This is a genomic window from Corynebacterium sp. MSK158 (assembly GCF_030229085.1).
Taxonomy (GTDB): Bacteria; Actinomycetota; Actinomycetes; order Mycobacteriales; family Mycobacteriaceae; genus Corynebacterium.
In genome coordinates this window covers 106932-129860 of record NZ_JASPHJ010000004.1, presented here as the reverse complement: position 1 = coordinate 129860, position 22929 = coordinate 106932, and the positions used below count along the sequence as shown (strand labels likewise).

Below are 22929 nucleotides of genomic sequence, written 5' to 3'. Positions count from 1 at the left end.
CCTCCCGAGGAAGGTCGCGCGGGGCGAGCGGGCGGGGAGGGGGTTGCCAGGAGGGGGCGTCGGCAAGCGGGGTAGCACCCACCGAGGTAGGCAGCGACCGCTCGGGCCTGGGCTGAGCGCAACCGGCGAGGCAGAAAGCGGCCAGGATGGCGAAAATGAGAGTGCGCTGCATTGAAAATCCCCCCGAATTGAAAAGTGCAACGCCCCGAAGTTTAGCGGCTGACTGTGAATCGCGCACTCCAACTTTTGTATAGCGCGCGAATCGCTAGAATGTCAGACATGCCTAATACTTCCCAGTCGCAACAGTGGTTTGAGCGTTCCTCCAAGGTGATTCCGGGCGGGGTGAACTCGCCGGTGCGCGCGTTTGGCTCCGTGGGCGGCCAGGCTCGCGTAATTGAGCGCGGTGCAGGCTCGCGCCTGTGGGACGTCGACGGCAACGAGTACGTTGACCTGGTCAGCTCCTATGGCCCGATGATTCACGGCAATGCGCACCCAGAGATTGTGGAGGCCGTGCAGCAGGCCGCAGCGGGTGGCTTGAGCTTCGGCTCGCCCACCGAGGGTGAGGCTTTGCTCGCGGAGGCCATCGTCGCGCGCACCGCGGCCGATAAGGTGCGCATGGTCAACTCCGGCACCGAGGCCACCATGTCTGCGGTGCGCCTGGCCCGCGGCTACACCGGTCGCCCCAAGGTGCTGAAGTTCGAGGGTTGCTACCACGGCCATGTGGATGCACTGTTGGCCTCGGCCGGCTCCGGCGTGGCGACCTTTGCGCTGCCGGATTCCCCGGGCGTTACGGGCGCGACGGCGGCCGATACCATCGTCGTTCCTTATAACGATATCGAGGCCGTGCGCGAGGCATTTGCGCAGCACCCGGGCGAGATTGCCTGCATTATCGCGGAGGCTTCGGCCGGCAACATGGGCACTGTGGCACCAGAAGAGGGTTTCAATGCCGCGCTTGCCGACGTCGCCCATAGCGACGGCGCCCTCCTCATCCTCGACGAGGTCATGACCGGCTTCCGCACCTCCTATAAGGGCTGGTACGGCGTCGACGGCGTGGCGGCGGACTTGGTGACCTTCGGCAAGGTCGTCTCCGGTGGCCTGCCGGCCGCTGCTTTCGGCGGCCGCGCTGAGGTCATGGACTACCTTGCTCCGGACGGTCCGGTCTACCAGGCCGGCACGCTGTCCGGTAATCCGGTGGCCATGGCCTCCGGCCTGAAGTCTTTGGAGCTGGCCGATGAATCGCTCTACGAGCGCCTGCAGGCCAACGCGGACCGCCTGACCGGCATGATTTCTTCCGCGCTGTCGGCCGAAGGCGTAGCGCACCACATCCAGCGGGCGTCGTCGATGTTCTCCATCCGCTTTGCCGAGGGCGAGGGCCGCAACTTTGCCGATGTGCAGGCGGCCGAGACCTTCCGCTTCACCCCGTTCTTCCACGCCCTGCTGGATAACGGCATCTACGTCGCGCCAAGCCCATTCGAGACCTGGTTTGTCTCGGATGCACTTACCGACGCCGACTTTGAACTCATCGAAGCCGCCCTCAAGCCCGCCGCGCAGGCGGCGGCCGCCGCGCGTCCCGCACATTAAGTCCCGCACACCAAGGAGAGACATGACACGCACCATCGTTCACCTCGTGCGCCACGGCGAGGTCCACAACCCGGAGAAGATCCTCTACGGTCGCATCCCGGGCTATCACCTGTCCTCGCGCGGGCATTCCATGGCGGCGCGCACCGCGGAATCTTTCCGCGACCACGACGTGACCTACCTGGCGGCCTCGCCGCTGCAGCGCGCCCAGGAAACCGCGCGGCCGATTGCGCAGGTAACGGGGCTAGACGTGGACGTCGATAAGACGCTCATCGAGTCCGGCAACCGCTTCGAGGGCCTGCGCACAAAAGGCCTGCGCTCCGCGCTGTGGAATCCGCGCCGCTGGCCGCTGCTGGTCAACCCGTTGGAACCCTCGTGGGGCGAGCCCTATGAGCAGATTGCCGAGCGCATGCTGGGCTCCATCGAACGCGCCCGCACCGCCGCGGCCGGCCACGAGGCGATCTTGGTCAGCCACCAGCTGCCCATCGTGATGGTGCAGCGCACCGTGCTGGGCCAGCGCCTGCCGCACGCGCCGTGGAACCGCGAATGCGACTTGGCCTCGGTTACCTCCCTGCTTTTTGAGGATAACCAGGTCACGGACATCTTCTACTCCTCGCCGGCCCAGGAGATTTAATGGCATCGCAACGCAGACGCGCAGTCGGCGCGGTGCTGGCGGCGGCAGCCATCGTGCTGCCGCTTGCTGGGTGCTCGCAGGACGCCGACAACGCGCAAAACGCGGTGGCTACCGGCGGCAATTTCGAGTTCATCACGCCCGGCGGCGAAAAGGTCATCAATTACGAGGAATCCGAGCGCAAGCCGCTGCGCACGTTCTCCGGCGAGGATGTGCGCGATACGGATAAGACCATTTCTCTGGAGGACTATGAGGGCGAGATCGTCGTGCTCAACTCCTGGGGCCAGTGGTGCGCCCCGTGTCGCGCCGAGGCCGATGACCTCCAAGAGGTCCACTCCGAGCTACAGAAGCGGAAGATTGGCACCGTCTTGGGCATCAATGTGCGCGACTATAACCCGCAGGTGTCCAATGACTTCCTCGAAGACAACGGGCTGAAGTATCCCTCCATCTACGATCCGCCGTTTAAGACCGCGGCGGCCCTTGGCGGCGTGCCCACCTCCGTGGTCCCGACCACCATCGTCTTGGATAAACAGCACCGCCCGGCTACGGTCTTTTTGCGGTCCATCACCGCCCAAGATGTGATGGACGTAGTGGACAAACTAGAAAAGGAATAAATGGACAACGCAGCGAGCATCGGCAACTCCTTTGCCGAGGCCGCGACCTCCGGCCCACTCATTCTGGGCCTGCTCGCGGCCGCCGTGGCGGGGTTGGTGAGCTTCGCCAGCCCGTGCGTGATCCCACTGGTGCCCGGCTATATTTCCTACCTAGCCGGCGTAGTGGGCGGCGAGGTTACGTTTGACGGTGAGTTGGGGGTGGGCGTCGGCAAGCGTAGGCAATGGGCCGTGGTACTGGCCGCCGCCTTGTTCATCCTGGGATTTACCGTGGTTTTCCTGCTGGCGACGGTCTCCGTATTCGGCGCGATTTCCGCGCTCCGGCTCAATGAGGAGACGCTCATGCGGGTAGGCGGCGGCGTGACCATCCTGATGGGTGTGGTTTTCCTCGGCGCGATCCCGGCGCTGCAAAAAGACACCCGCATGGCACCGAAGCGCTGGACCACCTGGCTAGGCGCGCCGCTGCTGGGCGGGATATTCGCGCTGGGCTGGACGCCGTGTTTGGGCCCAACGCTGGCCGCCATCATTTCCGTATCGGCCGGCACCGAAGGCATGACGGCTGCGCGCGGCGTGTTGCTCATCATCTTTTATTGCCTGGGCTTGGGCCTGCCGTTTCTGCTGGTGGCGCTGGGCTCCGCGCGGGCGATGCGTTCGATTTCGTGGGCCCGTAAGCACTCGCATACCATCCAGATAATCGGCGGCGTGGCCATGATACTCGTCGGCCTGGCCCTGGTAACCGGTCTGTGGGGCGAGTTTATTAGCCTCATCCGCCAGTGGACCGGCAACTTTGGCGCAACCCTGATTTAGGAGAGACGTGAAATATTTTCGCAAAGCCTGGCATTGGCTGACCAGCATGCGCACGGCGCTGGCGCTGCTTTTCTTGCTGGCGCTGGCCGCGATTCCCGGTTCCTTGCTGCCGCAGCGCGACCTCAACGAGCAGAACGTGCAGGACTTCATCGAGTCCAACGGCAACGTGGCGAAGATCTACGACAAGCTGCAGCTTTTCGACGTCTTTTCGTCCGTCTGGTTCCAGGCCATCTTCATCCTCTTGGCCATTTCCCTGGTGGGCTGCATCCTGCCGCGCTCCTGGGATCACTACAAGGCGTGGAAGACCCCGCCAACGCGCGCGCCGAAGTACCTCCACAAGCTGCCGCTGGCGGCCGAGGGGCACTCGGATAAGAGCGAGGAAGAGCTATCCGCGGAAATTAAAAAGCGCCTGAAGAAGTGGCGCGTGGCCGAGTACTCCCCCGAAGAAGACCGAGCCGGCGTGCACACCTTTTCCGCAGAGCGCGGCTACGGCCGCGAACTGGCGAATCTCATTTTCCACGTGGCGCTGGTGGCCATCTTGGTTACCGTCGCCGCCGGCCGCTTGGTCAACTATGAGGGCCAGGTCATCGTGGTCACCGAGTCCGGCTCGCAGGGCGGCGGCCAGACCCTGGACCAGTCCACGGAGTTCTGTAATACCTCCACGTCAAACTTTGACTCCTTCCGCGCCGGCCCGCTTTTCGACGGCACCGGTCTCCACCCCTTCTGCCTCATCGCTCATGACTTCGCGGCCGAATACCTGCCCAACGGCCAGGCGGAAATGTTTACCTCCAACGTTTCCTACGCGGAGGACGAAGACATCTACAAGGATGACTCCGAGTGGAAGGATTATGAGCTTAAGGTCAACCACCCGCTGCGCCTAGCGCACAACCGCGTCTACTTGCAGGGCCACGGCTACGCACCGACGGTCACGGTGGAATGGCCCAATGGCGAAAAGCGCACCCAGACCATTCAGTTCCAGCCGAATGACACGACCTTCTTCCTGTCTTCTGGTGCGATGCGCTTTGACCCACCGGCCGGCATGCACCCGGATCTCTATGACCGCCGCCAGAACCAGATCGCCATCCAGGGCCTCTTCGCGCCCACGGCCGAGTGGTCCGGCGAGAACGGCAAGCTGCTGCAGTCCGCATACCCCGGGCTGCAGGATCCGGCGATGGCCATCGATATCTACCGCGGCGATGCCGGCCTGGACACCGGCACCCCGCAGTCCTTCTTCTCGCTGGACCCGAACCTGGTGCAGTCCGGCCAGCTGCAAAAGATTGACCGCGTGAACCTCAACCAGGGCGAGGATGTCACCCTGGACGATGGCACGAAGATCACCTTCGACGGCGCCAGCGAGTTCGCCAACTACCAGGTCTCTTATGATCCTTTCCAGAAGTGGGTGCTGGCCTCCGCGCTGGTGATGCTCATTTCTTTGGTGGGATCGCTGGTGATTAAGCGCCGCCGCGTCTACATCCGCCTGCGGCCGAATGTGGCAGGCGGCACCGACGTGGAAATGGGCGGCCTCGCCCGCACCGACCGCGCCGGCTGGTCCGAGGAGTTCCACGAGCTCCACCGAGCGCTGCTCGAACTGCCCGACCCAGACGAGGTCGAAGAAGACGAGCTGTATACCGATGATTAGTACGCCGACCTAGTCCAACAAAAGTTGGATTAGGCCGTTTCGCTGAGTAAGGTAATCAGCATTATCCCCGCACGTGTATTGGCTAGGAGCGTTCATGCAGATTGATCAGAATCTGTCTAATTTCTCGGATATCGCGGTGCAGACCGCCTTTGTGGTGTACTGCGTCGCGCTCTTTATGTGGCTGTTTTACTACGGCCGCATGCAGGGCATTATCGAGGGCCGCCGCGCCGTGAAGTCCGAGGCCGCGAAGGTCTTGGTGGGGGCGGGCGCTGGGGGCGTCGACAAGCACAGCTATGAGGGTGAGGTTGCCCAGTCCTCTTCCGGAATCACGGCCGATGAGCTGCAGGAAAAGGAGCGCAAGGCCGATAAGCTCGGCGGCATGACCAGCGCGCTGATGTGGGTGGGTATTGCCCTGCACGCCGCGGCGATCGTGCTGCGCGGCCTAGCCACCGGCCGCTTCCCCTTTGGCAACCTGTACGAGTACGTGCTGATGGTGAGCTTCGGTGTGCTGCTGGTGGGCAATATGGCCATGCAGCGCAAGGAATGGCGCACCGTGTGGCCGTGGCTGCTCACCCCGACCCTCGCGCTGATGTTTTATGGTTCCACCAAGCTCTATGCCGAGTCCGCCCCGGTGGTGCCGGCGCTGCAGTCGCACTGGCTGCCCATCCACGTCACCGTGGTTTCCTTGGGCGCGTCCATCGGTATTATTTCTGGCATTGTCTCGCTGCTGACGCTGTTCCGTATGGCGCAACCGAAGCATGCCGAGCATGGCTTCTTCGGTGCGGTGGCCCGCCCGCTGCCTTCGGCCGCGAAGATTGATCAGCTGGCCTACCGCCTGGCTGTTATTACCCTGCCGACCTTGGGCTTGGGCATCATCCTGGGCGCCATCTGGGCCGAGTCCGCGTGGGGTCGCTTCTGGGGCTGGGACCCGAAGGAGACCGTATCCTTTGCCACCTGGATCCTGTATGCCGCTTACCTGCATGCGCGTGCGACGCCGGCCTTCCGCAAGGCGGCACCGTGGATCAACGTCATGGCGATGGCGCTGATGGTCTTCAACCTGTTCTTTATCAATATGGTCGTCTCCGGCCTGCATTCCTATGCGGGGCTGAACTAGATGGCGGAGCATAATAGCCCACGCCATAAGCAGGGAAAGCCGGCCGGCGATAATGCGGTGATTCTGGGGCTTGGCGCCCAATTTGCCGAGCGGCGCCGCGAGTTGGGCATTTTGCAGCAGCAGCTTGCCGACGCCGCCGGTATCTCCCGCTCCACCCTCCACACCATCGAGCACGGTGGTGCGGGCGTGCGGTGGGAAAAGATCACGGCAGTGGCCGAGGCCTTAGGCCTAGAGATGCGCTTCGTGCCGAAGGAAGCCTAGTCCTTCTCGCCGTCGGCGTCGCGTTTGCGGCGCTGGCGGCGTTTTTCTTCTTCTGCCTCCTGTGCGCGGCGTTGCTTGAAGCGCTCCTTTTCCAGTTTCCAGAGGAATTCCTCGTCATCATCGGGGCCTTTGATAGCGCGGGGTTGTTCCACCTCGCGCTTTTTCCATGTCGAGGGCCCGAAGGCCTTCCAGACGAGGTAGGCGGCGAGGACAAAGAGTAGGAGGAGGATTATTCGGCCCATGCGTGCGATTCTACCTGTACCGCGTACAATCAACCCCCATGACGCATAACCCTGAGCCACCCAAGCCGGACCCAGAACTGCGCCGCCGTTCGCGCGCGGCGCTGTGGAAGTACGGGCTCGCCCGCGTGGTGCTATTTATCGCTTTGACCGTGGTGATTGAGCTTTTGGCCATCACCATCGGCTTTCCCATCCCGGTGCTCATCGCGGCGCTGCTGGCGCTCTTTGTGGCGCTGCCGCTATCGATGCTGATCTTTAAAAAGTGGCGCATCGAGGCCACCCAGACGCTGGCCGAGTACTCCGCCCAGCGCAAGGCCCACAAGCGTTGGGTCCAGGCGGAGCTGGAAGGCCGCGCCGCCCAGGACTAGACGATGATGAGTGCGGCGGCCTCGATAACGGCCCATAGCAGCATCGCGCGGCCGGTCAGGCCGAGCACTGGGATAAGCTCTGAGCCCTGGGCGCCGCGGTTGACGGTGCGGATGGCGCGCAGCGCAAGGGGGAAGTAGACCAAGCCAGCGAGCGCGAGCCAGCTGCCGAAGGCAATGCCGATGGTTAGCAAGAAAGGCAGCAGGAGCAGCACCGTAAAGAGCAGGCGCGCCTTCTCGTTGCCGAGGCGCACGGCGAGGGTAATCTTGCCGGTTTCGGCGTCGGAGGGAATATCGCGGATATTATTGACTAGGTTCACCCCAGAGCTCATCGCGCCGATGCCCACGGCTAGCGCGAGGCCCGACCACGACAGGCGGCCGGCCTGGGTAAATTCCGTACCGAGCACGGCGACGAGGCCGAAAAAGACGAACACGGCGACCTCGCCGAGCCCGCGGTAGCCATACGGGTTCTTGCCGCCGGTATAAAACCAGGCGCCGGCGATGCATAGCGCGCCGACGAGGATGAGCCACCACGCATGCGCCGCGAAGGACAGCGCGATGCCGGCGATCCCGGCCACGGCGAAGGCAGCGAAGGCGGCGAGCTTTACGTGCTCCGGGCGGGCCAAGCCGCCGCCGGTGAGGCGCTGCGGACCGGTGCGGTCGTCGTCAGTGCCGCGGATGCCATCCGAATAGTCATTGGCGTAGTTCACGCCGATGATAAGCGCCCACGCCACGATGAGGGCGAGCAGCACGCGGCCCACGTGGCCGCCGTCGATGCCGAATGCCGCGCCGGTGCCCGCAACGACGGGCGCAAAAGCGTTGGCCCAGGTATGCGGGCGCGCGCCCTCGAGCCAATCCTGAGCAGTGGCGGGGTAATTACCGGCGGAACGGGCCCCAGAATTCGGGGCAGACTTCGAGGCAGACATAGCCACCATTGTGCCACTGGCGTGGTGGCGGGCGGCAATCAGCGTAGGCAGGCGCGCTGGTGTACCCGATACGCAGCCAGCGCCGCGATAAAGAGCGCGGCATTGGTGACCGTCATTGCGGCGGAGGTGGCCGCGTTTAGGTAGTACGCCAGCCAGAATCCTGCTACCGCGCTCAGGGCAGCGATGCCGCAGGCAGCCAGCACTAGGGCGGGCACTCGGCGGGTGAAAAGCCGAGCGGTCATGGTGGGAAAGACCATCAAGGCGATAACCAGCATGGCGCCGGCGGCGTGGAAGGCGGCGGTAGCGGTGCAGGCGACGACCGCCATAAACGTTGTCTGTACGGCGCGGGAGTGGACCCCGCGCACGGTGCAGAATGGCGCGTCAAAAGACGTGGCGGAAAGCCGCGGCAAGGTAAGGGCGAGGAAGATTGCATTAGCGGCAAGCACGCCGGCCATGACATAGCAGTAGTGGGGATTGGAAAAGGCGGCGAGGTTAACATCGCCAACCAAGACGGCGTGGACATCGATATGTACGTGGCTCATTCGGGTAGAGATGAGGATGACGCCGGCGGCAAAGAGCGCGGGGAAGATGAGGCCTAGGGCGGCGTCGGCAGTAACCAGCGCGCTGCGCTGCAGCCACCGCGTGCCGAGCGCGACGGCCAGGGCACCGGCCGCGGCGGTAATAAGCAGCAGCGGGGAGTCGATATCGGAGGTCAAAAGGTAGCCCACGGCGATGCCGGGGAGGACGGCATGACCGATGCCGTCGATAAGCATGGCCTGTCCCTGTAGAACTACAAAAGTGCCGGGCAGCGCGCATGCTACGGCGGTAAGGACGGCGAGCAGGCAAGCGGTAGCGGCAAGGGTCATGGTCGAAGCTTTCTGGTGACGAGGCTGAACGCTACGGTGGCGGCTTGCACCAGCACGATGATGGGGCCGGTAGGCAGCGGGCCAAAGGCGATGGAAAGGTAGCAACCCACGGCGGCAGTAAACGCGCCTAGGAAGCCGGCTAGTGCAATGAAGGGAATCAGGCGGTGAACCCAGGGGCGGGCGGCCGCGGCCGGGCTGATGACTACGGCCACCATGAGGACCACGCCGACCACCTTGACGCCTATAACCGTGACGGCGGTTAAGGAGAGGAAGCTGAGGGCATTTAAGGCCGTGGTGCGAATGCCGGCTACGCGGGCAAAGGGGGCGTCAAAGGCGACGGTGGCTTGCCGAGTGTGTACCGAAGAAAGAATTAGCAAGACGCCGCCGCCAATGACGAGCGCAGAACTCACATCGGCGCGCGTGAGCGTGGACGCGTTTCCCAGCAGGTAGTCCTGGATGCCGGCCTTGCCGGGCAAGGGCTGGCGGGAAATATACTGCATGAGCAGCATGCCGATGGAGAAGAATGTGGTAAGCGTAGCGGCCATCGCGGTGGTCGGGCCGAGCGGGGCCAGCCGTGGAATCAGGTGAATACAGCCGACGGCCAGTGTGCCGGTGAGGATGGCACCGGCAGAAAGTAGCCAGATATTGCGGCCGTCCCACCCTAAGGCCGTAGCCACGACGAAGGCGACCAGCAGGCCAGGCAAGGAGGAATGCGAGATGGCATCAGCGAGCAGGCTGGTGCGGCGCACATAGACCAGCGGGCCGAGCGCGCCGGCGCAGGCTCCGATGAGTACCGTCCCCAAAAGCGCCTGCGTATAGGTGAAATCCTGAAAGAGTTCTAGTGGGTTCATGAGGGCAGGCAAAACATGTCGGCGATGGCGGATTCGGTGAGCACCTGCTTAGTAGGCCCGGCCGCGATGAGACGGCCTTGGCCCACCATGAGGACCTCATCGCAGAAATCGGCGACCTCTGCGAGGTTGTGGTGGACCAGCAGGATGGTGGCGCCATCGGCGCGCAGTTGCCGGAGCACGTCCATGATGGCGCGCTGGCTTGCGGCGTCGACCCCAGCGAAGGGCTCATCCAAGATAATGAGCTCGGGATCGCTCACGAGCGTGCGGGCGAGCAAGACGCGCTGGCGTTGGCCGCCGGACAGGGCCGAAATGGGCAGGTGCGAGTGCTCTTGCATTCCGGTGCGGGCGAGCGCGTCATGAGCGGCGCGCTTATCGGCGCGGCTCGGCCACTGCCACCAGCGCAGGCCGGCGGTGCGACCCATAAGCGCGACGTCGAAGGCCGTGGCCGGAAAATCCCAATCGATATCCGCGTGCTGCGGCATGTAACCGAGCCGGTGGCGGAAATGGGCAAGGTTGGTGCCATCAAAGGTGAGCGATTCGCAGTTAAGCGGTGGAAGCAGGCCCACCAAGGTGCGCACAAGGGTGGACTTGCCGGAGCCGTTGGCACCCACGAGGCCGGTGATGGTGGCGGGAGTGAGGGCAAAGGTGGCGTCGGCAAGCAGGGGCGTGCGCGGATAGCCCGCGGTGAGGTGGGTGGCGCGCAGCATTAGCTTAAGGCCTTTGCCACGGTGTGTGCGTTGTGTTCGAAAGCCCCGAGGTAGGTATCGGTGGGCGCGTCGGGTCCTAGGGTATCGGCGAAGAGCTCCTCGTCCGAGACGGTAACCTTCCAGCCGCGGGACTCCACGGCCTGCTGCAGCGAGGTGATGGCCTGTGGGTTGGCTTGATTGTCCTTGAAGATGACGGGGACCTTCTTATCGGCAATGGTATCGGCCAGAGCGGAAATTTCGGTGGCGGATTTTGTGGCCTCGGTGGTCACGAAATCGGTGGCGTGGATGTCAAAGTCGAAGGTCTTGCCAAAGTAGTTGAAAGCATCATGGCCGGTGATGAGCACGCGGGGCTTCGCAGCAGCGAGTTCCTTCTTAGCCTTGTCCTGTGCAGCGGCGATCTGGCTCTCATAGTTATCGGCGGCAGTGGAGTAGTCCGCGGCGTGCTCGGAATCGATATCGCCAAGTTTGTCGCCGATACTCTCGACGGCCTGGCTCCACAGCTTGGGGCTATTCCAGATATGCGGATCATAGAGTTGCTCGCCGCCCTTTCCTTGTTCCGGCCAGGGCAGGAGATCTTGTTCATCGAGCTGATCACCCACCGCGAGCTGCTTTTCTCCCAGGGATTCGAGCTGGTCCACCATCTGCGCCTCGAGGTGGAGGCCATTCCAGAGTACGAGGTCGGCGTCCTTCATAGCCTCAATATCGTGCGTGGTGGGCTGGTACGTGTGCGGATCACCGCCGGGGCCGACCATGGTGGTGATATCGGCTTCGGGGGCGAGGTTGGCTGCAGCATCGGCCAAGTAGCCGGTGGTGGCGAAGATTTTTAGGCTATCTCCGTGGTTGTCATCGCCGCTTGAGCAGGCCGTTAGCGTAGTAGCGGCGAGCAGTACGGCGAGGGGAAGTGCGGTGGTTTTCTGCAACGAAAAATCCTTAAATTAGAAATGAATACCAAAGTTCAATGGAATGAACTCTGTAAAACATACATATTGAAACTTACGGAAGCAATAGGATGAACTACGATGGGGTGAATGCACGTAAGCGAGCTGCCCGAACGCACCCAGGACTACCTCAAGATTTTGTGGAACCACGAGGAAAAGGCGGGGCGCGATACCGCCATGCCGCTCGGTGATCTGGCCAAGGCTGCCGGCCAAAAGCTGCCCACCACCTCCGAGGCCGTTAAGCGCCTCGCGGCCAAGGGACTCGTGGAACACGAGCGTTACTTTGGCGTCCGGCTGGTGGAGGAAGGTCGCGAGTTGGCTGTTGCTATGGTGCGCCGCCACCGGTTGCTCGAGACCTTCTTGGTGCGCACCTTGGGCTATACCTGGGACGAGGTGCACGAGGAAGCCGAAATGCTAGAGCATGCGACCTCCGATAGGTTTGTCGAGCGCATCGATGCTTTCCTCGGCGCCCCTGCGCGCGATCCCCACGGCGATCCCATTCCGGCGGCCGATGGCGCGGCTGAGCCGCTCTCGCGCATTACGCTTGCCGACGTCCCACCCAACTCTCCCGTCACCATGGAACAGGTCAATGACGCCGATGGCGAATTCCTGCGCTACTTGGACAAACACGGGGTTCGGCCGGGCGTGCGGCTGACCGTCGTTGCCCCGCCGGTAGCCGGCCTCCTAGAGGTTAGCGTGGATGGTGGGGCCAGCTTTTCGCTCGGGGAATCCGCGGCGCGCGATATCGCGGTGCGCGACGTGGAAGGTGGCTAAGCGCCGAAGATGCGCGCCACCGCCCGGCGGTCTATTTTGCCTGGCCCGGCCGTGGGAAATTCCGCGAGGCGCTTGATGTCCTTTGGGATCTGCCAGCGGGGGAGCTCGGCGTCCTCGAGGGCCTCGAGGATATCGCCGATATCGGCCCAGCCGGTATACGCCGCCATAATCGCCTGGCCAAGCCGCGGGTGCGGCACGCCGACGACGCAGGCATGGTCCACGCCCTTAACCTTGAGGATTTCGGTTTCTAGCGCCTCTGGGTGCAGCTTGAGGCCGCCGGAGTCGATGACATTATCCAGCCGGCCGGTGACGGTGAGGGTGCCGGCGTCGATAAAGCCGCCGTCGGAAGTGGCGAACCAGCCTGGCTCGCGGAAGGCTTCGTGCTCGGGCGCGTTGCGGTAGCCGTGGGCGATGGTGGGCCCACCCAAGAGGATGCGGCCGTCCTGGACGCGCACTTGGGCTCCGGGAATCGGCCGGCCGTCGTAGACGCAGCCGCCCGCGGTTTCGGAGGATCCATACGTCGCCACTACTGCAATGCCCAGCTCCTCGGCCGCTGCGCGCAGGCGCGGGTTGATGGCCGCGCCGCCGACCAGGATGGCATCGAAAGTGCGTAGCGCGTCGATGCCTGCGACCGAATCCATGGCCTTGGCCAGTTGCAGCGGGGTCAGCGCGGTATAGGTGCGGTCGCCAGTGCGGTCGAGCTCTGCAGCTGCGCGGGCGAAGGTAGGGATATCGAAGCCCTCGCTGAGATCCATGCATAGCGGATCCACGCCCGCCACCAGCGAGCGCACCAAGACCTGGATGCCGGCGATGTGGTGGGCCGGCATGGCCAGCAGCCACTGGCCGGTGCCGCCGAGCACCTGGTGGGTGGCATCAGCGCTGGCCACTAGGTTTGCTGGGGTGAGCTGTGCGCCCTTCGGCGTGCCGGTGGAACCCGAGGTGGACATCACGAGTGCGATGCCGGGATCGATGGGCTCACCGGCGCGTTGGGTATTGCGCAGGAGGGTGGCACGGGTGGCGTCGGCAAGCGGGAGCGGCAAGAAGCAGGCCTGCCCGGCAATGGCGGCCTCCAGGTCCGGGAGGATGGCGGCCGGGGAGTGGGGGTCAACCGGAAGAGGGGAGAGGATAGTCACGGCCGTCGATTTTAGCTGTCAAAGGGGCGGGTTTCGTTCTTTTCCGCCTTGCGTATGCCGCGCAGCACCACGATGCGTCCCACGATGAGCGCACCCGTAGCTACGACGGCGATGCCGATACAAAAAGCGATAAGCATTAGTAGTAGTACGGGAAGCTATCCCAATTAGGCTCGCGCTTTTCCAGGAAGGACTCCTTGCCCTCGACGGCTTCGTCGGTCATATACGCCAGGCGGGTGGCCTCGCCGGCGAAGACCTGCTGGCCCATGAGTCCATCATCGGTGAGGTTGAAGGCAAACTTCAGCATGCGCTGGGCGGTGGGGGACTTCATGTTGATCTCCTGGCCCATGCGGATGGCGGCGTCTTCCAGCTCGCCGTGGTCCGCGACCTCGTTGACCGCGCCCATTTCGTACATGCGCTGGGCATCGTAGGTGCGGCCCAAGAAGAAGATCTCGCGGGCGAATTTCTGGCCCACCATCTTGGCCAGGTATGCCGAGCCATAGCCGGCGTCGAAGGACCCCACGTCCGCATCCGTCTGCTTGAAGCGCGCCTCTTGGCGGGAAGCGACCGTCATATCGCAGACCACGTGCAGCGAGTGTCCGCCGCCGGCTGCCCAACCATTGACCACGGCGATGACCACCTTGGGCATGGTGCGGATCAGGCGCTGGACCTCGAGGATGTGCAGGCGGCCGCCCTCGACCTTCTCGCGGGCGGTATCCACAGTGGATTCATCCGCGGTGGCGTCATCGTGGGTGTGCTCGGTGGCGTAGCGGTATCCGGAGCGGCCGCGAATGCGCTGGTCGCCACCGGAACAAAACGCCCAGCCGCCATCCTTTTCGGACGGACCATTGCCGGTGAGTAAAATCGTGCCCACATCCGGCGTGCGGCGGGCGTGATCCAGGGCGCGGTAGAGCTCGTCTACGGTATGCGGGCGAAACGCATTGCGCACCTCCGGGCGGTCGAAGGCGATGCGCACGATGCCGTTCTTGCGGCCCTCGCCGTTGAGCCGGTGGTAGGTGATATCCGTCAGGTCCTCAAAACCTTCTACGGCATGCCACAATTCCGGGCGGAACGGATTATCGGTGCTGTATTTTCTCTGCTCGCTCATGATGGCCAGCTTAGTGGCAAAAGAAGAATAGTCCCCATTCCCAACCCTCACCCACACACGCTGCCCAGCAGGCCGGTAATAATCAATACGCGATACTGCGAGGTTGTTGCCCCGCATAATACCCGTGTACGCCATACCAGCGCGGTACTCCATGCCATGGGGAGACTCGAACTCCCCGCCCCTTAAAGCGCTAAAGGGGGGCCAGTGTCCCAGGATTTTCCCCTCCAGGGTGGGGGCCTGCTCGCTGCAGGTGTGTGGGCTACCATCGCGCGCTCTAAGCAGCGCGCGATATGACTATCCGTTTTTCAGTTCGGTAATCCAGTTCAGCTGCTGGATGCGGGTATCCAGCTCGCGATACTGCTTAGACAGATCGTCGACGCGCTTGCGCAGATCCGCCACCGGGATGGTGGAGACAAACTTAATCTCGGTGCGGGAATAGCGATCCGAGCGAGTGCCCGCCCGCTGCGCCAGGTCGTGGTAGATGCGGCGCTTGCGCAAGAGGCCATCGCGAAGCGCGAGGGCTTCCATCAGGTTCATCTTCTCATCAAAGGCGGTGGCGATATTCGTCGCATTGATGGCCTGCACCAGCTCATCGATGCGCCCGGCCACGCCGTCGAGCTCGCGCAGCAGCTCCTGCGGATCCTCATCCGGGGTATCGCCCTCCTGCACGCGGGCCACGGTCAGCAGCCGCTCGTGCAGGCTATTGAGGCGCTCCTGCGCCTGGGCGCGTTCCGCCAATGCCTCAGCTAGCAGCATAATTCCTCCTTTATTGGTATGGGTTTCCAAAATAGCGCAGAGTGAGGGAGGGGTCAACGGCTAGCGAGCGCTACCATGAAGGCCATGCATATCGATGACGTCCTCGACCGCGCCCACGTAGTCTCCCTCCCGCTCGCCGTGCGTTTCCGCGGCATTACCACCAGGGAGGCCCTGCTCATCGATGGCCCGGCCGGCTGGGGCGAGTTCGCGCCCTTCCTGGAATACGGCTCGGCCGAGTCCGCCGCGTGGCTGCGCGCCGGGCTTGAGGCCGCCTACGAGGGCTTTCCGGATCCGGTGCGCGATTCCATCGAGGTCAACGCCACCATCCCGGCCGTGCCCGCCAGCGAGGTCCCGGCCGTGGTGGAGCGCTATCCCGGCTGCCGCACCTTCAAAATCAAGGTGGCGGAGAAGGGGCACACGCTTGCCGACGACGCCGCTCGCGTCCGCGCCGTCCGCGACGCCGTCACCCAACGCGGCGATATCCCCATCCTGCGGGTGGACGCCAACGGCGGCTGGAGCGTCGATGAGGCGGTCGAGGCCGCGCAGATGATGATGCCGCTGGACTATATGGAACAGCCGTGCGCTACCACTGAGGAGCTCGCCCAGGTCCGCGGCCGCCTTATGCGCGCCGGCCTCTTTGTGCGCGTTGCCGCCGATGAGTCCATCCGGAAAGTGGCCGACCCGTATCGCGTGGCCGAGTTGCAGGCCGCGGACGTCGCCGTGGTCAAGCCCGCCCCGCTCGGCGGCGTGCGCCGCGTCCTCGAGGTGGCCCAACACCTGCGCCAGCGCCATATGGATATCACGGTGGCCTCCGCGCTGGATACCTCCATTGGGATCAATATGGGCCTTGCGGCCGTCGCCGCCCTCCCGCGCATCTACGACGATGAGGACATCGACGTCACCCCGGCCGCCGCCGGCCTTGCCACCGGCTCCCTTTTTGAAGAAGACGTCACCGCGCCGCGCCCGCTTATCGATGGCCACCTTCCCGCCGATATCCTCGCCCCCGACCCAGACCGTCTCGCTGCACTCGCCGCCCCCGCTGAACGCCGCGATTGGTGGTTCGACCGCGTGCGCGCCTGCTGGCCGCACCTTTCTGAATCGCACCTTGCTGACTAGGGCCTAGAGCAAGCTCTGGTGAAACCTCCACGCCGGAGTCGCCAGTGCCCTCCTCACCTTCTGCGGCCTGCTCTTTAGCCCGCGCACGCTGCGACGATGCGCGACCGTCTCCTGCACCGTCTCCATCACCAGCTTGAGGTGGTAGTCGGTGCACTCATCCGTAAACTTCAGTGGCGCCCATCCGTGCTGCACCGCGTGATTGGTCTTCCACGTCCCGATGAGGAATTCCCGGTGATTATTCTCCGGCGTGTGATAGAACAGCGAGTCCAAGTCCACCACGGTCGTTCCCGCTTTGAAACCTAAATCCCAGGTATATGGTCCTAGCCGGAAATTCGGCACGGGGTTAAGTCCCACCCGCCGCATCTCGCGAAACATCCGCTGCTCCCATTTCGACGCCGTCCCCACCGGTGCCAGCCTCGCCAACTCGCGCACCGCATCCTTTTCCCTGCTGCTCACCATGTCTACATCGGCCGCGAACCTCCCCCTACCGTTGAGCCCGCGGTACGCCTGCGCCAGTGCCTCTTTGAGTAGCCACTTGCCACAGCGCTCGAAGCTCAGCGCATCTGCCACCGCCTGCGCGGGCAACGCCATCTTTACGCCCTTTACCCGATTTACCGGCACCGGCCGCGACCTCACAGTACGCACCAGCCCATCCGCCCGTGCCCGGCAATTGTTATCCACCCGAATCGCTGCCGGCAGCCGCACCTCGCATAAACCGTAGGCTGCAAGCGCCGCCGTTCCCGTAAACACCGCATCCGGATAAAGCTGCGCCACCGCGGCGAGCTTATCCTTCGCACTCGCCTCCGCCGGGACATAACAATTGCGCCTCAGGCGGAGGAGTCTGCCCTCTGCCACCTCCTTTTCAATTCGGTATTGAGTCATTCCTTCTTCGATGAGGTCTTTTCGCGTGTACATGGCCTTTTAGACTGCCGCGCCGTGCATTCGGTTCCGTAGATCTGCAGAGATCGCGACTTTCGTCCATACAAACCACCCAAACCGTCGACGAAACCCCCGGTTTATATGGACAAAAATCGTGATCGGCGGCGGAAACCCAGGATCGAGCTCGCTGCCCAACCCGTCACCTGTGCGTACGCTAGGGGACATGTCTACTATCAAGGTCCGCGATGCCCACCTGCACAATCTGCGCAACGTCGACGTCGATATGCCCCGCGGCAAGCTTGTTGCGGTCACGGGCGTGTCTGGTTCGGGCAAGTCTTCGCTGGCATTTGGCACGATTCACGGCGAAGGCCAGCGCCGCTATCTCGAATCGGTAGCGCCCTTCGCCCGCCGCCTCATTAGCTCGGCCGTCGACCCGCAGGTCAGCCAGGTAGAGGGCCTGCCGCCGACGGTCGCGCTGCAACAATCCACCTCCGGCGGCGGTGCACGTTCTACGGTTGGCACGGTCTCCGCGCTCTCCAATAGCGTGCGCCTGCTCTATTCGCGCGCCGGTGATAACCCGGAGGGCCTATACTCCGATTCCTTCTCGCCCAATACTCCGGAGGGCATGTGTCCGCAGTGCCACGGCACGGGCGTAGTTCACGAGCCGACCGAGGACTCCATGGTCCCGGATCCCACCCTCTCCATCGAGGAAGGCGCCATCCAAGCATGGCCTGGTGCCTGGGCCGGCAAGAACTTCCACGACATTTTGATGAATCTGGGCTACGACCTGGATTCGCCCTGGCAGGACCTGCCGCAAGAAGACCGCGACTGGATCCTCTTCACGGAGGAGCGCCCCGTCGTCACGGTCAAGCCTCTACGCGGCAAGGATCAGATTCAGCGCAATTATGAGGGCACGTGGCGCTCGGTGGCCAGCTACCTCAAAAAGACGCTGGCGGAGACCCAATCGGATACGCTGCGCAAACGCACCCTGTCCTATATGGAATCTCGCGAGTGCGAGACCTGTGGCGGCCGCCGCCTCAACCCGGCCGCGCTGAAGGTGACCTATGCGGGCATGCCTATCGATGAGCTGGGCGCGCTGCCGCTGGATAAGGTGCATGAGGTGCTCAGCAAGCAGAACCCGGAGGAGAATTCGGCCGAGGATTTGCTCCTGCGGCAGATTTTGCCCGCGTTGACCTCGGCGCTGGAGCTTGGCTTGGCGCACCTCAGCCTGGATCGGCCGACGCAGAGCCTGTCCGGTGGCGAGATGCAGCGCATCCGGTTGGCAGCGCAGCTGCGCTCTGGTCTCTTTGGCGTGGCCTATGTGCTCGACGAGCCCTCGGCCGGCCTGCACCCCGATGAGCGCGACGCGGTCATGGATATGTGCCGCCGTTTCATCGCGGCCGGCAACTCCGTGCTCTTGGTGGAGCATGACATGGATTTGGTCGCGCAGGCGGATTGGCTCGTTGACGTCGGACCGCTGGCGGGCGAGCGCGGCGGCAACGTGGTCTATTCGGGCCCGGTTGCAGACTATGACGCGGACACCCCTACCGCCAATGCGCTGGCTCACCGCACGCTCGCGCTTGCCGACGACCCCCGCACCCCCTCCTCCCACCTCGCCCTGCGCGGCATCAACGCACGCAGCATCGACAACCTGGATGTGGACTTCGGCTTGGGCCAATTCACAGCGGTCGCCGGTGTCTCCGGCTCGGGTAAATCCACCCTGGTCAGCACGGTGCTGGCAGGCCTGCTGCGACAGTCCGCCACGGCCGTTTCCGATGAGGAGGAGACCGAGGAGAAGGGCTGGTCCGTGGAGAGCACGGAGGGCTTTGACCGAGTAAAGCGCGTCGTGCAGATTACCCAGAAGCCCATCGGCCGCACCCCGCGTTCCACACTGGCAACCTATACCGGGCTTTTCGATAACGTTCGCAAGCTCTTCGCCTCCACCGATGAGGCCAAGCAGCGCAAGTGGACGGTCTCGCGCTTTTCTTACAACGTAAAGCAAGGCCAGTGCCCCACCTGCGGTGGCGCGGGCAAGATCGAGGTGGAGCTGGTCTTCTTGCCAGGCTCGTACACCACCTGTCCAGAGTGCGGCGGCGCTCGCTTCAACGACGAGACCTTGGAGGTGACCTGGCAGGGCCGCACCATCGCGGACATCTTGGAGCTCACCGTGGATGAGGCCGCGGAGGTCTTTGCCGAGGAAGAAAAGATTTACCGCGCCATCGCCACGCTGCAGGCAGTCGGCTTGGGCTACCTCCGCCTGGGCCAGGGCGCGCCGGAGCTGTCCGGCGGCGAGGCCCAGCGCATCAAGCTGGCCACGGAGCTGCAGCGCTCCCGCAACTCGCGTCGCGGCCACACGGTCTACCTGCTGGACGAGCCCACCACGGGCCTGCACCCAGCCGATATCGACCTGCTCAATACCGAGCTGCACAAGCTGGCGGATGCGGGCCATACGGTAATCGTCGTCGAGCATGATCTTTCGGTCATGGCGAATGCGGACCGCATCATCGAGATGGGTCCGGGCGCTGGCGAAGATGGCGGCCGCATCATCGCGGATGCCACCCCGGCACAGGTTGCCGCAGAAGACACCGCCACCGGCCGCGCCTTGAGCGCACGCCAAGCGCACTAAGCGGCGAGCCTTAGCTGCCCGTTAGCTGTGGGAGACCTCTCTGGGATCTCACAGCAAAATGGGGTAGAGGTAGAGAGTATGACTACTAAAGGCCCTCATGGCGATAATAATGAAACCCGCAGCTGGTCCAGCCCGGCGGATGATGCCACGCGCCAGATTGGCCGCGTGCCCGATAATGCCGCCGGCCCCAGCCGCGACCAAGCGCGCCGCGAGCACCCCAAGCAGTACTTCCCGGGCGAGCAGCAGCCGCAGAATGAGACTCGTCAATTCGATGCGACCGCTGGCTATCAGCAGGGCTACGGCCAGCAGCAAAGCTATGGCCAGAACTATCAGCAGCCGGCCGGGCAGGCATATGACCAGCAATACGCGCAGCAGCCCGAGTACGAGCCGGTGCCGTCGAACTATGATCCGGACCAGCCGGAAAACCGCAAGAAGAAGGGCGGCGGCGGTGGCGCGATGGCCGGCGTCTTCGCGGCCATCGCGGTACTTGCAGTGCTGGCTGCGGCGGTCCTGTTTTTCCTGTGGCGCAATGCTGCGGACGAGGCGGATAAGCCGGACCCACAGCCGGTGACGGAAACGCTGACCACGGAGGTTCCCACTACCGTGACCCAGACCGAAGAGCCGGATACGCAGGATGAGAACTCCAATAAGTTGCCAAAGCTGCCGGACTTCCAGAATGACCTGCCGTCCGATATCCCGACCGAGCTGCCACCAGAGGTACAAGACCAGCTGGATAAGGGCAGCGATGTGGACATTGAGGGCCTCCTCAATGAACTCTTGGGCGGCGGCGAGCAGTCGGCCAACCAGAACTAAGCGCCCAGCACCTGCCCGGTAAGGGAAATGGCGCGCGGGCAGGTAAAATCGGGCGGCATGAATGAATCGATGCAGTTGGCTGAGAAGGTAGCCGCCCAACTGGCGCGCCACCTCACGGATGTCGTCCTGTGCCCTGGTTCGCGCAACGCGCCGCTGTCGCTGGCGCTGCTGGCGCGTGATGATATTCGCGTACACACCCGCCTGGACGAGCGCGGGGGAGCGTTTACCGCCCTAGGCATGGCGCGGGTGCAGCGCCGCCACGTGGGCGTGGTGATGACCTCGGGAACTGCGGTAGCCAATACTTTGCCGGCCGTGGTGGAGGCACACTATTCCCATACGCCGCTGGCCATCATTAGCGCGGATCGGCCGGAGCGGCTGGTGGGCACGGGGGCGTCGCAGACCATCGAGCAGCAGGGCATCTTCGGCGTCTATGCGCACACCACCCAGGTCACCGGCGTGGACGATATCGCGGCTATGGCCCAGCGTTTCCGCGAAGACCTACAGGTACATATCAATGTGGCCTTTGACGCCCCGCTTGTCGACGACACCCTGCCGGACCACACCACCGGCGACGGCGTGCGCGAGCCCGCACCAGCCTTTGTGGACCATGGCGAGGTGGCCGTGGATTTGAGCAAAAACACGCTGGTCATTGCGGGCGACGAGGCTTGGGAGGTAGAAGGTCTCCAAGACGTGCCAACCATCGCGGAGCCGAGCGCGCCGGGCCCGTATCATCCGGTGCATCCAGCGGCGGCGCATATCTTCCGCAAGGCGCAGGTCTCCGCGAATGATTATGTGGTCAATACCAAGGTTGAGCAGGTCATCGTCGTGGGGCACCCGACGCTGCATCGTGGCGTGCTAGCGCTGATGAATGATCCGGATATTGAGCTGGTGGTGCTCTCGCGCACCAATGACTTCACCAACCAGCGCGGCGACGAGGCCCGGCTTGGCACCACCGTCAAGATCACCGGCGAGCCGAGCCGCGAGTGGATGAAGATCTGCGAAGGTGCAACAGATATGGCCGGACAAGCGGTGCGCGAGACCCTCGAGGATGAGGAACTGGGATTTACCGGTCTGCACGTCGCAGCCGCGGTGGGCGATACGCTCTCCGTCAATGACACTCTGGTGTTGGGAGCCTCGAACCCGGTGCGCGATGCAGCCTTGGTAGGCCTGCCTTTCGACGGCGTGGATACGTACTCGCCGCGCGGGGCGGCCGGTATTGACGGAACCATCGCCCAGGCCATCGGCATTTCCTTGGCCACGCAATCGCTGGATCCCACAAATTGGCGTGCCCCACGCGTTGTGGCGCTCATGGGGGATGTCACCTTCTTACATGACGCGAATAGCCTGCTCATCCCGGAAGATCAGGCGCGACCGGAAAACCTCACCATCGTGGTGGCCAATGACAATGGTGGCGGCATCTTCGAGACCCTGGAACAAGGCGCCGATGCGCTGCGCGAGTCCTTCGAGCCGGCGTTTGGAACGCCGCATGGGGTGGACGTCGGCAAGCTGGCAGAAGCCTATGAAGCAGACTATCGCGAGGTGACCACCCCGCAGGAGCTATTGGATACGCTGGCGGAGCTGAAGGAATACTCCACCGGGATTACTGTCGTGGAGGCCAAGACCACCCGTGCCACGCGCCGGGCGCTCAATGAGAAGCTCACCGCAAAGGTAGGCCAGTAAGTGGCCCCGCCGCAGCATAAGCCGCACGCCGCGGTGGTGCCGCGCTATACGCCCGCGGTCTATCGCCGCCGCCTGCACCAGCTGACGCTGGCGCTGTATCTGGCCGCGCTGGTGGGTGTGGTGGGCATGGTCATCGGGCCGGCGCTGAATGACCACGCCATCGCCAGCCACCCCGCGCGCGCTTTGGCTACGGTCAAGGATGTGGGCGTGCTGCGCACTACGGTGGATTTCCAAGACAGTGAAGGGATTTACCACACCCCACAGCACGGGCTGCTCTATCCCAGTGGGCTGGGCGAGGGTCAGCAGGTGTGGGTGCAATACGCCCAGGACGACCCAGACCTAGTCAAGGTCGAAGGCCGCGAATGGACGCTGGCCATCATCCCGGCGCTCTCGGTAGGGGTGGTTGTCACGCTCATCGCGGCCGTGCTGTGGAAGCTGATTAGCTTCTTTACCCGCCGTGCGGAGAAATAATTAACCAAGATTTTCCACTGGCTTCACCATAAACTTAAGAAAA

The 22929-nt window shown here is 63.7% G+C and carries 25 protein-coding genes; 14 read left to right on the top strand and 11 right to left on the bottom strand.

The features are described 5' to 3' along the window. The first annotated feature begins 279 nt into the window (after window positions 1–279). The 7 genes from hemL (at window position 280) to QP915_RS04955 (ending at window position 6641) form a co-directional block, all read left to right on the top strand. Window positions 280–1581, top strand: coding sequence for a glutamate-1-semialdehyde 2,1-aminomutase (gene hemL / locus QP915_RS04985; RefSeq protein ID WP_284768357.1), 1302 nt, complete (start codon window positions 280–282; stop codon window positions 1579–1581). Between the two features lie 22 nt (window positions 1582–1603). Further along, window positions 1604–2212, top strand: coding sequence for a histidine phosphatase family protein (locus tag QP915_RS04980; RefSeq protein WP_005327918.1), 609 nt, complete (start codon window positions 1604–1606; stop codon window positions 2210–2212). After that, on the top strand, window positions 2212–2823 hold the full coding sequence (locus QP915_RS04975; RefSeq protein ID WP_284768354.1) for a TlpA disulfide reductase family protein: 612 nt from the start codon (window positions 2212–2214) through the stop codon (window positions 2821–2823). The genes QP915_RS04980 and QP915_RS04975 overlap by 1 nt, the downstream gene beginning before the upstream one ends. Beyond that, window positions 2824–3627: a cytochrome c biogenesis CcdA family protein gene (locus QP915_RS04970; protein ID WP_284768352.1), complete on the top strand. Its 804-nt coding sequence runs from the start codon at window positions 2824–2826 to the stop codon at window positions 3625–3627. It abuts the gene before it with no gap. A 7-nt stretch (window positions 3628–3634) separates the two neighbouring features. Further along, window positions 3635–5266: a cytochrome c biogenesis protein ResB gene (locus QP915_RS04965; RefSeq protein WP_284768350.1), complete on the top strand. Its 1632-nt coding sequence runs from the start codon at window positions 3635–3637 to the stop codon at window positions 5264–5266. Between the two features lie 94 nt (window positions 5267–5360). Beyond that, window positions 5361–6380 carry a c-type cytochrome biogenesis protein CcsB gene (ccsB, locus tag QP915_RS04960; protein WP_284768347.1) on the top strand — a complete coding sequence of 340 codons (1020 nt, stop codon included), beginning with the start codon at window positions 5361–5363 and terminating at the stop codon, window positions 6378–6380. Continuing rightward, window positions 6381–6641 (top strand): helix-turn-helix domain-containing protein, encoded by a 261-nt coding sequence (locus tag QP915_RS04955; RefSeq protein ID WP_250411601.1) that lies wholly within the window; start codon window positions 6381–6383, stop codon window positions 6639–6641. On the opposite strand, the gene QP915_RS04950 is transcribed toward QP915_RS04955, so the two are convergent. Continuing rightward, the gene (locus QP915_RS04950; RefSeq protein WP_179387346.1) at window positions 6638–6883 is read right to left on the bottom strand and encodes a hypothetical protein; all 246 of its coding nucleotides are present in this window, start codon (window positions 6881–6883) and stop codon (window positions 6638–6640) included. The genes QP915_RS04955 and QP915_RS04950 overlap by 4 nt on opposite strands. Before the next feature lie 38 nt (window positions 6884–6921). On the opposite strand from QP915_RS04950, the gene QP915_RS04945 reads away from it, so the two are divergent. Beyond that, window positions 6922–7248 (top strand): DUF4229 domain-containing protein, encoded by a 327-nt coding sequence (locus QP915_RS04945; RefSeq protein WP_284766061.1) that lies wholly within the window; start codon window positions 6922–6924, stop codon window positions 7246–7248. Here QP915_RS04945 and QP915_RS04940 read toward each other — a convergent pair. From QP915_RS04940 to QP915_RS04920, 5 genes are read right to left on the bottom strand one after another with little or no spacing between them, the layout of a single operon-like run. Further along, a complete protein-coding gene (locus QP915_RS04940; protein ID WP_284768345.1) occupies window positions 7245–8171 on the bottom strand; it encodes a 1,4-dihydroxy-2-naphthoate polyprenyltransferase in 927 nt (308 codons plus the stop codon). The genes QP915_RS04945 and QP915_RS04940 overlap by 4 nt on opposite strands. 38 nt (window positions 8172–8209) lie before the next feature. Further along, the gene (locus tag QP915_RS04935; RefSeq protein WP_284768344.1) at window positions 8210–9037 is read right to left on the bottom strand and encodes a metal ABC transporter permease; all 828 of its coding nucleotides are present in this window, start codon (window positions 9035–9037) and stop codon (window positions 8210–8212) included. Beyond that, complete coding sequence (locus QP915_RS04930; protein ID WP_239274487.1) at window positions 9034–9888, bottom strand: metal ABC transporter permease; 855 nt, start codon at window positions 9886–9888, stop codon at window positions 9034–9036. The genes QP915_RS04935 and QP915_RS04930 overlap by 4 nt, the downstream gene beginning before the upstream one ends. Continuing rightward, a complete protein-coding gene (locus tag QP915_RS04925) occupies window positions 9885–10595 on the bottom strand; it encodes a metal ABC transporter ATP-binding protein (protein ID WP_284768341.1) in 711 nt (236 codons plus the stop codon). Before QP915_RS04925 ends, QP915_RS04930 begins: the two co-directional genes overlap by 4 nt. Further along, window positions 10595–11515, bottom strand: a complete 921-nt coding sequence (locus tag QP915_RS04920) for a metal ABC transporter substrate-binding protein (RefSeq protein WP_284768340.1) — start codon at window positions 11513–11515, stop codon at window positions 10595–10597. Before QP915_RS04920 ends, QP915_RS04925 begins: the two co-directional genes overlap by 1 nt. 108 nt (window positions 11516–11623) lie before the next feature. Here QP915_RS04920 and QP915_RS04915 point away from each other — a divergent pair, with 108 nt between their 5' ends. Next, window positions 11624–12307, top strand: coding sequence for a metal-dependent transcriptional regulator (locus QP915_RS04915; RefSeq protein ID WP_284768339.1), 684 nt, complete (start codon window positions 11624–11626; stop codon window positions 12305–12307). On the opposite strand, the gene menE is transcribed toward QP915_RS04915, so the two are convergent. The 4 genes from menE to QP915_RS04895 all read right to left on the bottom strand — a co-directional run bounded on the left by menE (window position 12304) and on the right by QP915_RS04895 (window position 15301). After that, window positions 12304–13440 carry an o-succinylbenzoate--CoA ligase gene (gene menE, locus QP915_RS04910; protein ID WP_284768337.1) on the bottom strand — a complete coding sequence of 379 codons (1137 nt, stop codon included), beginning with the start codon at window positions 13438–13440 and terminating at the stop codon, window positions 12304–12306. The genes QP915_RS04915 and menE overlap by 4 nt on opposite strands. 11 nt (window positions 13441–13451) lie before the next feature. After that, on the bottom strand, window positions 13452–13577 hold the full coding sequence (locus QP915_RS04905; RefSeq protein WP_284768336.1) for a hypothetical protein: 126 nt from the start codon (window positions 13575–13577) through the stop codon (window positions 13452–13454). Then, window positions 13577–14545, bottom strand: a complete 969-nt coding sequence (locus QP915_RS04900; RefSeq protein WP_284768335.1) for a 1,4-dihydroxy-2-naphthoyl-CoA synthase — start codon at window positions 14543–14545, stop codon at window positions 13577–13579. The genes QP915_RS04905 and QP915_RS04900 overlap by 1 nt, the downstream gene beginning before the upstream one ends. 294 nt (window positions 14546–14839) lie before the next feature. Next, complete coding sequence (locus tag QP915_RS04895; protein ID WP_284768334.1) at window positions 14840–15301, bottom strand: DIP1984 family protein; 462 nt, start codon at window positions 15299–15301, stop codon at window positions 14840–14842. Window positions 15302–15376: 75 nt separating this feature from the next. On the opposite strand from QP915_RS04895, the gene QP915_RS04890 reads away from it, so the two are divergent. After that, window positions 15377–16417 carry an o-succinylbenzoate synthase gene (locus QP915_RS04890; RefSeq protein ID WP_502869323.1) on the top strand — a complete coding sequence of 347 codons (1041 nt, stop codon included), beginning with the start codon at window positions 15377–15379 and terminating at the stop codon, window positions 16415–16417. Window positions 16418–16420: 3 nt separating this feature from the next. On the opposite strand, the gene QP915_RS04885 is transcribed toward QP915_RS04890, so the two are convergent. Beyond that, on the bottom strand, window positions 16421–17332 hold the full coding sequence (locus QP915_RS04885; protein ID WP_284768330.1) for a hypothetical protein: 912 nt from the start codon (window positions 17330–17332) through the stop codon (window positions 16421–16423). 187 nt (window positions 17333–17519) lie between these two features. Here QP915_RS04885 and QP915_RS04880 point away from each other — a divergent pair, with 187 nt between their 5' ends. The 4 genes from QP915_RS04880 (at window position 17520) to QP915_RS04865 (ending at window position 22886) form a co-directional block, all read left to right on the top strand. Further along, window positions 17520–19922 (top strand): ATP-binding cassette domain-containing protein, encoded by a 2403-nt coding sequence (locus QP915_RS04880; protein WP_284768328.1) that lies wholly within the window; start codon window positions 17520–17522, stop codon window positions 19920–19922. 78 nt (window positions 19923–20000) lie between these two features. Continuing rightward, window positions 20001–20735 carry a hypothetical protein gene (locus QP915_RS04875; RefSeq protein WP_284768327.1) on the top strand — a complete coding sequence of 245 codons (735 nt, stop codon included), beginning with the start codon at window positions 20001–20003 and terminating at the stop codon, window positions 20733–20735. 57 nt (window positions 20736–20792) lie between these two features. After that, a complete protein-coding gene (gene menD, locus QP915_RS04870) occupies window positions 20793–22415 on the top strand; it encodes a 2-succinyl-5-enolpyruvyl-6-hydroxy-3-cyclohexene-1-carboxylic-acid synthase (protein WP_284768325.1) in 1623 nt (540 codons plus the stop codon). Continuing rightward, a complete protein-coding gene (locus QP915_RS04865; protein WP_239278153.1) occupies window positions 22416–22886 on the top strand; it encodes a DUF3592 domain-containing protein in 471 nt (156 codons plus the stop codon). It begins immediately after the preceding gene. Window positions 22887–22929 lie beyond the last annotated feature (43 nt).

Bases quoted from the DNA above. Each gene is read 5' to 3' on its own strand.
- QP915_RS04970 (WP_284768352.1), top strand. From the start codon at position 2,824: ATGGACAACGCAGCGAGCATCGGCAACTCCTTTGCCGAGGCCGCGACC.
- menD (WP_284768325.1), top strand. From the start codon at position 20,793: ATGAATGAATCGATGCAGTTGGCTGAGAAGGTAGCCGCCCAACTGGCG.
- QP915_RS04945 (WP_284766061.1), top strand. From the start codon at position 6,922: ATGACGCATAACCCTGAGCCACCCAAGCCGGACCCAGAACTGCGCCGC.
- hemL (WP_284768357.1), top strand. From the start codon at position 280: ATGCCTAATACTTCCCAGTCGCAACAGTGGTTTGAGCGTTCCTCCAAG.
- QP915_RS04905 (WP_284768336.1), bottom strand. From the start codon at position 13,577: ATGCTTATCGCTTTTTGTATCGGCATCGCCGTCGTAGCTACGGGTGCG.
- ccsB (WP_284768347.1), top strand. From the start codon at position 5,361: ATGCAGATTGATCAGAATCTGTCTAATTTCTCGGATATCGCGGTGCAG.
- QP915_RS04955 (WP_250411601.1), top strand. From the start codon at position 6,381: ATGGCGGAGCATAATAGCCCACGCCATAAGCAGGGAAAGCCGGCCGGC.
- QP915_RS04915 (WP_284768339.1), top strand. From the start codon at position 11,624: ATGCACGTAAGCGAGCTGCCCGAACGCACCCAGGACTACCTCAAGATT.
- QP915_RS04875 (WP_284768327.1), top strand. From the start codon at position 20,001: ATGACTACTAAAGGCCCTCATGGCGATAATAATGAAACCCGCAGCTGG.
- QP915_RS04925 (WP_284768341.1), bottom strand. From the start codon at position 10,595: ATGCTGCGCGCCACCCACCTCACCGCGGGCTATCCGCGCACGCCCCTG.
- QP915_RS04885 (WP_284768330.1), bottom strand. From the start codon at position 17,332: ATGTACACGCGAAAAGACCTCATCGAAGAAGGAATGACTCAATACCGA.
- QP915_RS04895 (WP_284768334.1), bottom strand. From the start codon at position 15,301: ATGCTGCTAGCTGAGGCATTGGCGGAACGCGCCCAGGCGCAGGAGCGC.
- QP915_RS04950 (WP_179387346.1), bottom strand. From the start codon at position 6,883: ATGGGCCGAATAATCCTCCTCCTACTCTTTGTCCTCGCCGCCTACCTC.
- QP915_RS04935 (WP_284768344.1), bottom strand. From the start codon at position 9,037: ATGACCCTTGCCGCTACCGCTTGCCTGCTCGCCGTCCTTACCGCCGTA.
- QP915_RS04980 (WP_005327918.1), top strand. From the start codon at position 1,604: ATGACACGCACCATCGTTCACCTCGTGCGCCACGGCGAGGTCCACAAC.
- QP915_RS04900 (WP_284768335.1), bottom strand. From the start codon at position 14,545: ATGAGCGAGCAGAGAAAATACAGCACCGATAATCCGTTCCGCCCGGAA.
- QP915_RS04940 (WP_284768345.1), bottom strand. From the start codon at position 8,171: ATGTCTGCCTCGAAGTCTGCCCCGAATTCTGGGGCCCGTTCCGCCGGT.
- QP915_RS04880 (WP_284768328.1), top strand. From the start codon at position 17,520: ATGTCTACTATCAAGGTCCGCGATGCCCACCTGCACAATCTGCGCAAC.
- QP915_RS04890 (WP_502869323.1), top strand. From the start codon at position 15,377: ATGAAGGCCATGCATATCGATGACGTCCTCGACCGCGCCCACGTAGTC.
- QP915_RS04930 (WP_239274487.1), bottom strand. From the start codon at position 9,888: ATGAACCCACTAGAACTCTTTCAGGATTTCACCTATACGCAGGCGCTT.
- QP915_RS04975 (WP_284768354.1), top strand. From the start codon at position 2,212: ATGGCATCGCAACGCAGACGCGCAGTCGGCGCGGTGCTGGCGGCGGCA.